12 protein-coding genes are annotated in these 12,293 nt (G+C 34.5%); 9 read left to right on the plus strand and 3 right to left on the minus strand.

Translation table 11 applies throughout. From position 1 onward, the window contains the following. The first annotated feature begins 66 nt into the window (after positions 1–66). Together CLU81_RS22660 and CLU81_RS22665 are read left to right on the plus strand one after the other, a co-directional pair. Entirely contained in the window at positions 67–714 is a 648-nt protein-coding gene (locus tag CLU81_RS22660) for a DUF1349 domain-containing protein (RefSeq protein WP_099711893.1), read from the plus strand. A 134-nt stretch (positions 715–848) separates the two neighbouring features. Next, positions 849–2,003 carry an acyltransferase gene (locus tag CLU81_RS22665; protein WP_099711894.1) on the plus strand — a complete coding sequence of 385 codons (1,155 nt, stop codon included), beginning with the start codon at positions 849–851 and terminating at the stop codon, positions 2,001–2,003. Between the two features lie 367 nt (positions 2,004–2,370). On the opposite strand, the gene CLU81_RS22670 is transcribed toward CLU81_RS22665, so the two are convergent. Further along, on the minus strand, positions 2,371–3,477 hold the full coding sequence (locus tag CLU81_RS22670) for an NADH:flavin oxidoreductase (RefSeq protein ID WP_099711895.1): 1,107 nt from the start codon (positions 3,475–3,477) through the stop codon (positions 2,371–2,373). 6 nt (positions 3,478–3,483) lie between these two features. Then, positions 3,484–3,786 carry a helix-turn-helix transcriptional regulator gene (locus CLU81_RS22675; RefSeq protein ID WP_041518777.1) on the minus strand — a complete coding sequence of 101 codons (303 nt, stop codon included), beginning with the start codon at positions 3,784–3,786 and terminating at the stop codon, positions 3,484–3,486. Between the two features lie 247 nt (positions 3,787–4,033). On the opposite strand from CLU81_RS22675, the gene CLU81_RS22680 reads away from it, so the two are divergent. Next, complete coding sequence (locus tag CLU81_RS22680; RefSeq protein ID WP_099711896.1) at positions 4,034–4,528, plus strand: TlpA disulfide reductase family protein; 495 nt, start codon at positions 4,034–4,036, stop codon at positions 4,526–4,528. A gap of 19 nt (positions 4,529–4,547) precedes the next feature. After that, a complete protein-coding gene (locus CLU81_RS22685) occupies positions 4,548–5,021 on the plus strand; it encodes a hypothetical protein (protein WP_144444542.1) in 474 nt (157 codons plus the stop codon). Positions 5,022–5,050: 29 nt separating this feature from the next. Here the strand turns inward: CLU81_RS22685 and CLU81_RS22690 are convergent, their stop codons facing one another. Further along, on the minus strand, positions 5,051–5,434 hold the full coding sequence (locus CLU81_RS22690; protein WP_099711898.1) for a hypothetical protein: 384 nt from the start codon (positions 5,432–5,434) through the stop codon (positions 5,051–5,053). Between the two features lie 215 nt (positions 5,435–5,649). Here CLU81_RS22690 and galA point away from each other — a divergent pair, with 215 nt between their 5' ends. The 5 genes from galA to CLU81_RS22715 all read left to right on the plus strand — a co-directional run bounded on the left by galA (position 5,650) and on the right by CLU81_RS22715 (position 12,248). Next, on the plus strand, positions 5,650–8,487 hold the full coding sequence (gene galA / locus CLU81_RS22695; protein WP_099711899.1) for a beta-galactosidase GalA: 2,838 nt from the start codon (positions 5,650–5,652) through the stop codon (positions 8,485–8,487). A gap of 140 nt (positions 8,488–8,627) precedes the next feature. Continuing rightward, the gene (locus tag CLU81_RS22700; RefSeq protein WP_099711900.1) at positions 8,628–10,199 is read left to right on the plus strand and encodes a Na+/H+ antiporter; all 1,572 of its coding nucleotides are present in this window, start codon (positions 8,628–8,630) and stop codon (positions 10,197–10,199) included. A gap of 73 nt (positions 10,200–10,272) precedes the next feature. Then, positions 10,273–11,145: an AraC family transcriptional regulator gene (locus CLU81_RS22705; RefSeq protein WP_099711901.1), complete on the plus strand. Its 873-nt coding sequence runs from the start codon at positions 10,273–10,275 to the stop codon at positions 11,143–11,145. A gap of 188 nt (positions 11,146–11,333) precedes the next feature. Continuing rightward, on the plus strand, positions 11,334–11,750 hold the full coding sequence (locus CLU81_RS22710; RefSeq protein WP_099711902.1) for a cupin domain-containing protein: 417 nt from the start codon (positions 11,334–11,336) through the stop codon (positions 11,748–11,750). Between the two features lie 93 nt (positions 11,751–11,843). Then, positions 11,844–12,248 (plus strand): cupin domain-containing protein, encoded by a 405-nt coding sequence (locus tag CLU81_RS22715; protein WP_099711903.1) that lies wholly within the window; start codon positions 11,844–11,846, stop codon positions 12,246–12,248. The last annotated feature ends 45 nt before the right edge of the window (positions 12,249–12,293 follow it).

The raw sequence follows: 12,293 nt of genomic DNA on the forward strand, positions 1-12,293 counted from the left end.
TAGATGTAAAATGTTTATTGTTAGAAATTTTTCATCTTAATAAATTAAAATCTTATAAAATCTAATATGAAAAAAATTATACTAAGTGCTTTGGTTTTGTTTTTAGCGCAAAACCTTTCGGCGCAGACTTTAAATAAAATGCAATGGTTTAATGAACCTGAAAAATGGGAAATTAAGAACAATGCTTTGATTATGAATGTTACTGCAAATAGTGATTATTGGCGTATTTCGCATTACGGATTCACGGTTGACGATGCACCATTTTACTACGCAACTTATGGTGGAGAATTTGAAGCCAAAGTAAAATTAACGGGTAATTATATCGCTCGTTTTGACCAAATGGGATTAATGCTTCGTATTGACGAGAAAAACTACATTAAAACCGGAGTTGAATTTGTAGACGGAAAATTTAATATAAGCACTGTTGTAACGCACGATAAAAGCGATTGGAGTGTTACAACATTAGAAAAAGCACCACCTTTTGTATGGATAAAAGTCGTAAGAAGATTAGATGCTGTTGAAGTTTTCTTTTCGTATGATGACAAAAATTATATTCTAACCAGAAATGCGCCATTACAGGATAATACGCCGGTTATGGTTGGTTTAATGGCTGCGTCACCGGACGGAAAAGGTTTTGAAGCTAAGTTTGAGAATTTTAAAGTAACACATTTACCGGATCAACGCAGATTAGAGTGGCTTAAAAATCACCAATAATAAGTATTGATTGTTAATTATCAATTATTAATTATAAATTGTAGCGTAAAAACCACAAGAATTCTAATTAACAATTAATCATTTATAATTAACAATTAGAAAAACTAACCATTTAACCAAAAAAAAATATTTTTATGAGTTCAATTTCAATGGACATTAAACCAAAAAAACATTATGAAATTCTGGACGGTTTACGTGGAGTAGCTGCTCTTTTAGTCGTTATTTTCCACATTTTTGAGACTTTTAATGAAGGAAGCCGTTTCAAACAAATTATGAATCACGGTTATCTTGCCGTTGATTTCTTTTTTCTGTTATCAGGATTTGTTGTCGCTTATGCGTATGACGATCGTTGGGGAAAAATGGGGCAGTGGGAGTTTTATAAACGACGTTTAATTCGTTTACAGCCCATGGTAATTATGGGAATGATCATTGGAGCAATATTTTATTATTTTCAAGCTTCAGACACTGTTTTTCCACAGATTGCAGGAATGGAAGTTTGGAAAGTAATCTTAACAATGGTAATTGGATTTACATTATTACCAATTCCGCCTTCTTTAGAAATAAGAGGCTGGGGCGAAATGCATCCGTTAAACGGACCGGCATGGTCGCTTTTCTTTGAATATATTGCTAATATTCTATACGCATTAATTTTCCGTAAATTCTCTAATAAAGTTTTAGGATTTTTTGTTTTAATCTTCGCAGCAATGCTGATTAATTATACGGTTTTTGGACCAAAAGGAGACGTAATTGGCGGTTGGTCATTAAACCTGGAACAAATGAATGTTGGTTTTACCCGTTTATTATATCCGTTTTTTGCCGGAGTTTTACTTTCCCGTTTAGGAAAATTAATTCACATAAAAGGCGCTTTCTGGGTTTGTAGTATTATGATTTTCGTGATATTCAGTATTCCAAGAATTGGAGACGAAAATAGTTTATGGATGAACGGTTTATACGAATCTGTTGTTATTATTCTTTTGTTTCCATTAATTGTTGCAATTGGAGCAGGAGGAGAGATAAAGAATCCGCTTTCGCTAAAAATATGCAAAGCTTTAGGAGACATCTCATATCCAATTTACATTATACATTATCCACTAATTTATTGGTATACAGCTTGGGTATTCGAAAATAAAATCCCTCTAAAAGACGGTTACGTAATAGGAATCGGAGTTTTGGTTTCTAGTATTGTAATTGCTTATTTATGTTTGAAATTCTACGATGAACCTGTACGCAACTGGCTTCAAAATAAATTTCAAAAAAGGAAATCAGTTGTTACTAAAACTGCTGAATAACGAATTGAATTTCTAAATTTTGTTAGTTATAGATATTCAAAAAAGGGATGAAACTTTTAAAGTTTTGTCCCTTTTCTATTTATTCCAATCTTAACGTAGAGATGCACAGCAGTGCATCTTTTGGTTTAACCCAAAGATTATAAAGATTACAATGATTTTTTAACCCATGTTTGTGTATATCCATTGAGTAGACGCACTGCTGTGCGCCTCTACGGAGAAAAAATGACAATAGAATGGGAATGACACAAAGACAAAAAAGGGTGGAACTTTTAAAGTTTCACCCTTTTTTATATTTAGCCCAATTAGAAAAAATTTTGTCCCTTTGTCCCGAAGCTTCGGGATTGCAACTTTGAACCTTTAAAAAAACTTATTCTAAAATCAATTGTCCTAAAGCTTCTTTGCTAAAACCTTTTAATTCTTCTGTTTTACCAGCTTCAATTTTTGCAACCCAATTAGGATCAGATAAAAGAGGTCTTCCAACGGCAACTAAATCAAAGTCACCTCTGTCGAAACGTCTGTTTAATTCGTCTAATGAAGTTGGTTCAGAACTTTCTCCGGCAAATGCACCAAAGAAATCACTTGAAAGCCCAACAGAACCAACAGTAATAGTTGGAGCTCCTGTTACTTTTTTAGCCCAACCTGCAAAATTCAAGTCAGAACCTTCAAATTCAGGTTCCCAGAATCTGCGTTGTGAAGCATGTACAATATCAACTCCGGCATCAACAAGAGGCGTAAGCCAAGCTTCTAATTCCTGTGGATTTTTAGCCAATTTATAATTGTAATCAGAAGGTTTGAATTGAGAGAATCTCATGATAACAGCAAAATCGTTACCTACTTGTTTTCTCACTTCTTTTACAACTTCAATTGCAAAACGGTTACGTTCCGGAAGAGTTTTTCCACCATAAATATCAGTACGTAAATTAGTTTCTGCTCTAAAGAACTGGTCGATTAAATAACCGTGTGCACCGTGAATTTCGATCGTGTCAAAACCTAATCTTTTAGCATCAGCAGCAGCTTTTCCAAATGCAATAATAGTGTCTTCGATATCTTTTTCAGACATTGTTATTCCATTTCTGAAATCTGGTCTGTTTAATCCTGATGGTCCTTCAAAAGGAACTGGCGGAACCCAACCTGAATGGTGATTATCCATGATTCCCATATGCCAGATTTGTGGTCCCATTGAACCTCCGGCAGCGTGAACTTCATCTATAACTTTTTTCCATCCTTTTAGAGATTCATCTCCATAAAAGTGAGGTACATTTGCATCATTTGACGATGAAGGTCTGTCGATAACAGTTCCTTCAGATAATATTAAACCAACTTGACCTTCGGCTCTTTTTTGGTAGTAAGAAGCAACTTCGTCAGTTGGAACTCCGTTTGGAGAAAATGAGCGCGTCATTGGCGCCATTACGATTCGGTTTTTAAGATTTAACGATTTTAAGTTAAATGGCGAAAACAGGTTGTTTGTACTCATAGTAATTTACAAATTAGATTGGATTAATTTACTGAGTGCTTCAAAGGCACCTTCGTTACGTTTATAATAGGTCCATTGTCCAACGCGTTTAGATTCTATAAATCCGGCACGTTGCAAAATAGACAAGTATTCAGAAACTGTTGATTGCGTCAGACCGGCTTTGGCTTGAATTTGACCCACACATACTCCGTGTTCAAATCCGGCATGCTGAAGTTGATCCGGAAAGTTTATTTCGGGTTCTTTTAACCATTCCAGCATTTGCAATCTGGACTTATTAGATAATGCTTTAAAGATTTCTATATTTTCCATGGCGCAAAGATATCGACTTTTCCCGATATACCAATTAAAGAAAAAATATTTAGCAAAAATTTAAGATAGGGGAAACAAAACAGTGGAAGATTTAATAAAGAAAATATATATTTGCTTGTCTAATAATCTCGCAAAGTCGCGAAGTCGCAAAGTTTTTACAGAAAGACTTAAAAAAGAATTAAACTTTGCGACTTCGCGACTTTGCGAGAGTTGAAACACGCCCCCAATTAAATAAACTTAATCAATTATGAAAAAAACTTTACTCATTTTAGGATTCTTATTTTGTTTTATAACCAACTCAAAAGCTCAGGTTGTTGGAGTTGAAGTAGGAGATATTACGCCTGAAATTGATCTTCCGGATACAAAAGGAAATAATGTTGTACTTTCTTCTTTTAGAGGAGAATTAGTTTTGGTTGATTTTTGGGCTTCCTGGTGCGGGCCATGTACTAAAGAACATCCCGAATTAATAAAATTGTACAATGCTTATCCTGATAAATTTGCGATTTATAGTGTTTCAATGGATACTAAAAAGCCACTTTGGTTAGGTGCAATCGCAAAACAAAAACTTCCGTGGACTCAAGTAAGTGATTTAAAATATTGGAAATCTCCGGTTGTTGCTGATTACATGCTTCAATCTGTGCCATTAAACTTTTTAATTGACAAAAACGGAATTATTATTGCCAAAAACATTCATGGAAATGCATTGAATGATTTGGTTAATAGTTTGTTATCTCCAAAATAAAAAGGAAATTAAAAGTCAAATGCAATCAAAACTCAACTTATCTGAATTCCGCACAAAATTACAGGATAATACAGAGATTGGTTCTCTAAAATCAACATTAGGACAGGTTAGAGTATTTCCCGTATCTGGTGCAATTAAACCATTTTACGGACTTTTTGATGATAAAAGTTTTCACTTGACCATAAATTCAATACAATCGCCAACACCTTATATTATAAAAGGAAAATATAAGAATATTAATAATACAGTTAAAGTAGATTACGTTATTGAACTAAACAATAAATTTCAGCTGCTTTGGACTAGATATTTTCCAATAGTTTGCATAATAGCCATAAATATATTTTTTCTCTTTTTTGCTAGAGGACTTCGGCGAGCGTCAACAATTGTCAATTTGTTTTTGCTTTTTATGGCTTTCTATTCAAGATGGAATACAGAGCGAAAGAGACAGAAACTAGAAAAAAAATTTCTAAGAATTTTTGAAATTCGAGCATAAAAAAGTCCGATTTGTTTAGATCGGACTTTTTAATGAGAATCAGTATGAGGTTTCTTGACACCTCCAAAATTTGTTTTGAGAATTTCTCTAATTTGGAGCTGGGTTTTATTTCTGGTACTGTTTTTCCATTCGTTAAAATCAAAAATATGAATTTGATCTGCATAAGGATTGGTAACAAAAAAGAGTCTTGAAATCGAAAACTTATAATACTTCAATTCGTGCGAGATATGACGATCCGGCACCACAATAAGAATCGTTTCCCAACTCAGGTAATCCTTTGGTACATCTTCTCTTTCCGTTAATCCAAGGGATTCGAAAAAGGCATTTATCTTTTGATCGTTGATCTTGTCAATCTTCTGATCAATGCGTTTAATAGTGCTAAGAAGTTTATCTTCATCTTTAATAACACTCATGATAGGCTTATTTTTATTTGAATTTTAATATAAAATTACATCAAAAGAAAATCATTTAACAAAACATAGCCAATAGAATGATTCTAAATTTTAATTCTCGATTTTCAGCCCGAAATTAAAAGAGAAATCGATCACCTTTTGATAAAATACTATTAACTTTTAAGAGTTAAAAAAGCTATTTTTATCATCACTAGCTCACCACTTTAACTTTACTTATGAAAACCATTTTTCCAAAAGAAATTCTGCTGTATTTTATTTTTTTGATTTCCATTTGCACTTTCGCACAGAACAAATCAGAAAGAGAATTGATTTTGATCGATAAAGAATGGCGTTTTTCATTGGGACATTCATACGATAAACAAAAAGATTTTGGTCACGCCGAAGGTTATTTTTCTTATTTGGCGAAAACTGGTTTTGCCGACGGTCCTGCATCATCGCAATTTGACGATCGTGCCTGGAGAATACTCGATTTACCACATGATTGGATCGTAGAACAATCTTTTAGCGAAAGCGCGAGTTATAGCCACGGATTTAAAGCTGCGGGAAAAGGTTTTCCTGAAAAAAGTATTGGTTGGTACCGAAAAAAAATCTCAATTCCCGAAAGCGATCAGGGAAAAATTATCTCTTTAAAATTTGACGGCGTTTTTAGAAATTCCAAAGTCTTTTTCAACGGTTATTTTCTTGGAACTGCCGAAAGTGGTTATAATGGTTTTGAATATGATGTTACTTCTTATGTTAATTACGGCGGTCAAAATACAATTGTTGTTCGCGTTGATGCTTCAATGGAAGAAGGTTGGTTTTATGAAGGCGCGGGAATTTACAGACATGTTTATCTCCAGAAAACAAATCCGTTACATGTTATTGAAAACGGAACTTATGTAACTTCAGAAATAAAGACTAATAATGCCGAAGTTAGTGCAGAAGTTTCAATCGAAAACAAAGGAAATTATAAAGGTGCAATTGAAATAATCCAAACTATTCTGGATCCTTCGGGTAAAGAAATTACGAGTAGTTCTGAAAATGCTTTGGCACCGGATTTTTACAAAACAGTCAAATATTCTTCAAAACTAAAAGTAAATAATCCATTTTTATGGGATATTGATTCGCCAAATTTATATCGTTTAGTTACGCAAATAAAGCAAGAAGGTAAAATTGTAGACCGTTATGAAACTTCTTTCGGAATTAGAACAATTAAGTTTGATCCTGAAAATGGTTTTTTCCTTAACGGAAAAGCCTTAAAATTAAAAGGAACCAACAATCATCAGGATCACGCCGGAATTGGAACTGCTTTGCCGGATGAACTTCAATATTACCGAATAAAAAAGCTTAAAGAAATGGGTTCAAATGCCTATCGTTGTTCGCATAATCCGCCAACGCCTGAATTGCTCGAAGCTTGTGATAAATTGGGAATGCTGGTAATTGACGAAACACGTTTGATGGGAATAAATGAGTATCATCTCGATGATTTGAAGCGAATGATAGAACGCGATCGAAATCATCCAAGTATATTTTGCTGGTCTGTGGGCAATGAAGAATGGAATATTGAAGGAAATATTGTTGGTGAACGCATTACAAATGTCATGCAGGGATTTGCAAAAAGTATAGACTCGACAAGACCTGTAACGGTGGGAATTAGTAGTGGTTTTAAAAGCGGAATTTCGTCTGTTGTCGAAATTATGGGCTATAATTATATGGGTAACGGAGATATTGATGCACATAGAAATGAGTTTAAATCCCAACCCGGAATGGGAACGGAGGAAGGTTCGACCTTTGCAACGCGCGGTGTTTATTTTACAGACGATACAAAACATTATCAAAGTGCATATGATAGAAAACCGCGTCCAACATTTTACAGTATCGAAGAAGGCTGGAAGTTTTATGCAACGCGTCCGTATCTGGCAGGAATGTTTATCTGGACAGGTTTTGATTATCGCGGCGAACCAACTCCTTATGGCTGGCCGTCGGTTACGTCTTATTTTGGAATGATGGATGTTTGTGGTTTCTCGAAAGACAATGTGTTTTATTTGAAATCCTGGTGGGGAAATGAACCAGCTCTTCACATTATGCCACATTGGAATTGGAGCGGCATGGAAGGACAAGAAATCGATGTTTGGGTACATTCTAATTGCGATGAAGTAGAACTTTTCCTAAATAAAAAGAGTTTGGGTAAAAAGAAAATGGAGCAATATGGACATTTAGAATGGAAAGTAAAATATACTCCGGGAACTTTGGAAGCAATTGGATATAAAAACGGCAAAAAAATCCTTTCGGATATTCAGAAAACGACCGAAAACCCAGAAGCTATAAAACTTTCCATAGATAAAGAAAATAATGTGAATGCCAATGTTTCTGTAATAACGGTTGAGGTTACAGACAAAAAAGGACTTCATGTTCCAATGGCAAATAATGAGATAACATTTGCTATAAAAGGCGGAAAAATTTTAGGCGTTGGCAACGGAAATCCAACTTCTTTGGAAAAAGATCAATTTATTGACGAAATTCTGCTTACTCCAATTACGGATTTTGAAGAGCAAAAAGTAACTACAGAAATTTTACCGCAACAATTACCTGTGTATTCAGATAATGATTGGACGACAGCTTTTAAGGATAGAGATTACAAAAAACAAGCGCCTTCTTATGTTTATCGCGGTCAGTTTGAATTAAAAGATTATTCGGCTATTAAAAACGTAAACTTCTTTTACAAGAAAATAGGAGTAGAAGTTGTGGTTTTTGTCAACGGAAATAAAGTGAATTCAAGTGCCGAAGATCCTCAGAAATACATTCTGAATTCTAATATTTTAAAAGAAGGTGAAAATTCCCTCTATATTATCGCAACACCATTGCAAAAAATAAAAGATTGGGATGTTATGAATACAGATCCGGGAATCATTCAGGTCGTAACACCAAGTAAACCTTGGACTAGACAGCTTTTTAATGGTTATGCTCAAGTTATTATTCAGAAAGAAAATAATAATAAACCCGTTATTTTGTCCGCTTCTGCGAAAGGATTAAAGTCACATACCATTACAATTTCAGGAAAAGAATATCTATAAGGTGTTTTATGTCAATGTTTTACGTTTGAAGCTTTGGATGTATTTTATATAAAAATATTTCCTAATATTGATAGTTCAAAGACGATAGCGTAATTCTATATCGTTTTTAATCAATATTATTTCTCAAAAAAGTTATTCAAATGCTGAACGATTTTCCGTTTTATTTAATCCTTGTCATCGTTATTCTTTTATTAATAATGTTGAGCAATAAAATCAAAGTTGCATACCCTGTTTTGTTGGTTTTAGGAGGATTGGCAATTAGTTTTATTCCCGGAATTCCAGTGTTGCGCATCGATCCGGAACTTATTTTTGTGATCTTTCTTCCGCCATTATTGTATGAAGCAGCGTGGAATATTTCATGGAAAGAATTATGGCGCTGGCGACGCATTATTTGCAGTTTTGCCTTTTTGGTCGTGTTTTTTACGGCATTTTCTGTGGCTTTGGTTGCCAATCATTTTATACCCGGATTTACATTAGCATTAGGATTTTTGCTTGGCGGAATCATTTCTCCTCCAGATGCCGTTAGCGCAGGAGCAATTCTTAAATTTGTAAAAGTACCACGGAGATTATCATCAATTTTAGAAGGCGAAAGTCTTTTAAACGACGCATCATCACTTATTATTTTCAGATTTGCATTGATTACAGTTGGAACAGGACAATTTATCTGGCAAGATGCTATTACAAGTTTCGGATGGATGTTATTTGGCGGAGTTGGTATTGGCGTTGGAATAGGTTTTATTGCCATGAAATTGCATAAATACTTGCCAACCGACGCTAATTCTGATATCATACTTTCTCTCGTTACACCTTATATCATATACATTGCGGCCGAAGAAGTTCATAGTTCAGGAGTTCTTGCCGTTGTGAGCGGAGGTTTATTATTATCACATTTCAGACTTTCGTTTTTAAGCAGCAGTTCGCGTTTGCGTGGCGTGAATGTCTGGGAAAGTTTCTGTTTTATCTTGAATGGATTGATATTTATGTTTATCGGACTTGATTTGCCCGAGATCGTTTCCGGATTAGAAGGCGTGAGTCTTTCATCAGCAATTGGTTACGGATTATTAATTACAGCCGTGCTTATTGTGGGTAGAATTTTATGTGCTTTTGCTGCTGTTTTTACCACTATTATTGCCAGAAATTTTATTAAAGTGGCCGATGCGAGACATCCGGGATTCAGAGGTCCGATTTTAATTGGCTGGACCGGAATGCGCGGCGTAGTTTCTTTGGCTGCAGCCTTATCAATTCCCGTACAATTGGATGGAGCGCCGTTTCCGCAGCGAAATCTGATCTTGTTTATCACATTTGTCGTAATCCTGACAACGCTGGTTTTGCAGGGATTGACATTGCCTTATTTAATTAAGAAGTTCCACATGAAAGATCCTGATTATACAAAACCGGAAGACGAAATCTATAATCAGATTAAAAGAGAACTTGCAGATCACGCTTTAAATCATCTGAAAAGCACTTATAGCAACGAATTAGAAAGACAGCCCATTTTACAGCAAATTGCTCGTAAATGGGAAGATATTCATGTAAATACGGATGATAATATTCTAATGTCTGATGAAACCAAGATTATTTATCTCAATTTACTCGAGCATCAGCGTAATTGGCTTTTGGATAAAAATCACGAAGAAATTCTGGATGAAGAAATTATCCGCAGGCATTTACTTTATTTGGATTTAGAAGAAGAGAAATTGCAGTTTATGTAATCGCCGGAAATGCTTTTCTATTCTTTAACATTTTCAAAACCTAACTTTTGTTTGATTTTCATAACTTTGCGGCATGAAAGATCAATTAGAGTTTCAGGCTTCTGAACTTGGTACAAACGATTTAAAGCTAAAAGGCTTTAAAGTATACGAAGTAAACGATACAATCAGTAAAATTCCGACTTATAACCGCAGGGATTTTTACAAAATCTGTATTAATACGAGTAAGAGTTTAATTCATTATGCAGACCGTGGTATAGAAACTGATGGTACTATATTATTCTTCGGAAATCCGCATATTCCATATTCATGGGAAATTATTTCGCCTGAATATGAAGGATATGCTTGTGTTTTTACCGAAGAATTTTTAAGAGCCAATGATCGTTCTGAAAGTCTTCATGAATCGCCTTTGTTTAAAATTGGCGGAACTCCTATTTTTACCTTATCTGCTGAACAAAAGGTGTTTATAGATTCGTTGTTTAAGAAAATGATTGAAGAACAGGAAACTGATTATGTTTTTAAAGATGATTTAATTCGAAATTATATCAATCTGATTATTCATGAATCAATGAAAATGCAGCCTTCAGAAAATTTCTTTAAACATAAAAATGCTTCTTCCCGAATCACTTCTTTATTTTTGGAATTATTAGAAAGACAATTTCCAATAGAAACCAAGAACGAACCATTGGCTTTAAAGACGCCACAAGATTATGCACAAAGCCTTGCGGTTCATGTGAATCATCTAAATCGTTCTGTAAAAGAAATCACAGGAAAGCCGACAACGGCGCATATTACCGAAAGAATTATCAGTGAAGCAAAAGCATTATTGCATCACACAGATTGGAGTATCTCAGACATTGGATATTCTCTTGGATTCGAATATCCGAGCTATTTTAATAATTACTTTAAAAGACTTACAGGAACAATTCCGAAATCATTAAGAACATAAATTGTTTCATATTCTTAATTTTTTGTTTGATTATTGTTATTTCTAATTGTCGTTGCTAAAGTAATTTTGCCTTCAAATAATTAGTATTAACCACTTATCGGTTTTTAGCTGACTAAATATAACTTCTATAAAGCGCATTCTAGCTTTCTGATTTAGTTTCCGGCACTGATATTAAAAAACAAATAATTATGAAAGAACCAGAAAATCAATTAAATGAATCTATTTTCCCAAAAGGAGACTTAGCTTCAGCGGATTATTTTACAGGAAAAGCATGGGTGAAGATGTTGGTTCCAAATGATCCGATTTTAAATACGGCCGTAGGAAATGTGGTTTTTGAAGCCGGCGCACGCAACAACTGGCACACACATCCCGGAGGTCAAATTTTAATAGTTACCCAAGGAACAGGTTTTTACCAAGAAGTAGGGAAGCCAATTCAATTGTTAAAAGAAGGCGATGTTGTAAACATTCATCCTGAAATTAAACATTGGCACGGAGCTTCTCCAGATGGCGAATTTACTCATATCGCAATCAGTACAAATACAGAAAAAGGTATTGTAGACTGGCTTGAACCGGTAACAGACGAACAATATAATAGCTTTAAATAATTAAAGTTAAAGTGTTGTTGGTTGATCTAACGATGATTAACGGTATTGTTAGATCTTTTTTTAAATAAAAATCAATCTCAAAAAATCAATTTTATGTCAACACTTTATACTTCCGCTATTGAAGAGGGCAAAGTCCCAAATACATTTATGACTGGTGATGTTTCTTATAAAAAACAAACCAGCAATATTCATCCGGACAACACCATGATTAAAGAAGTTTCCTTCGAACCGGGTGCAAGATGCAAATGGCATATTAATGCAAGTTTGCAATTGTTTATCGCTACTGACGGAATTGGCTATTTTCAGGAAAAAGGCGCTGCTATTCGTTTACTTCATAAAGATGAGGTAATTACGATTTTACCTGGCATAGAACATTGGTATGGCGCAACACCGTTCAGCCGATTTTCACACATTAGCATCATTACAGAAATCGACAAAGGAAAAGGAATCTGGCTGGAAAGCGTTACAGATGAAGAGTACTTTAGTTTTGGAAAATAATCTAATTAGATAATTCTTTAATGTAGAAACTTATTCTCTTTTTGA

Source organism: Flavobacterium sp. 9, from assembly GCF_002754195.1.
Classification (GTDB): domain Bacteria; phylum Bacteroidota; class Bacteroidia; order Flavobacteriales; family Flavobacteriaceae; genus Flavobacterium.

What these genes read in the sequence shown, in the direction of transcription:
- CLU81_RS22670 (WP_099711895.1), bottom strand. Translation starts at nt 3,477, where the DNA reads ATGAGTACAAACAACCTGTTTTCGCCATTTAACTTAAAATCGTTAAAT.
- CLU81_RS22660 (WP_099711893.1), top strand. Translation starts at nt 67, where the DNA reads ATGAAAAAAATTATACTAAGTGCTTTGGTTTTGTTTTTAGCGCAAAAC.
- CLU81_RS22685 (WP_144444542.1), top strand. Translation starts at nt 4,548, where the DNA reads ATGCAATCAAAACTCAACTTATCTGAATTCCGCACAAAATTACAGGAT.
- CLU81_RS22665 (WP_099711894.1), top strand. Translation starts at nt 849, where the DNA reads ATGAGTTCAATTTCAATGGACATTAAACCAAAAAAACATTATGAAATT.
- CLU81_RS22690 (WP_099711898.1), bottom strand. Translation starts at nt 5,434, where the DNA reads ATGAGTGTTATTAAAGATGAAGATAAACTTCTTAGCACTATTAAACGC.
- CLU81_RS22700 (WP_099711900.1), top strand. Translation starts at nt 8,628, where the DNA reads ATGCTGAACGATTTTCCGTTTTATTTAATCCTTGTCATCGTTATTCTT.
- galA (WP_099711899.1), top strand. Translation starts at nt 5,650, where the DNA reads ATGAAAACCATTTTTCCAAAAGAAATTCTGCTGTATTTTATTTTTTTG.
- CLU81_RS22675 (WP_041518777.1), bottom strand. Translation starts at nt 3,786, where the DNA reads ATGGAAAATATAGAAATCTTTAAAGCATTATCTAATAAGTCCAGATTG.
- CLU81_RS22715 (WP_099711903.1), top strand. Translation starts at nt 11,844, where the DNA reads ATGTCAACACTTTATACTTCCGCTATTGAAGAGGGCAAAGTCCCAAAT.
- CLU81_RS22710 (WP_099711902.1), top strand. Translation starts at nt 11,334, where the DNA reads ATGAAAGAACCAGAAAATCAATTAAATGAATCTATTTTCCCAAAAGGA.
- CLU81_RS22680 (WP_099711896.1), top strand. Translation starts at nt 4,034, where the DNA reads ATGAAAAAAACTTTACTCATTTTAGGATTCTTATTTTGTTTTATAACC.
- CLU81_RS22705 (WP_099711901.1), top strand. Translation starts at nt 10,273, where the DNA reads ATGAAAGATCAATTAGAGTTTCAGGCTTCTGAACTTGGTACAAACGAT.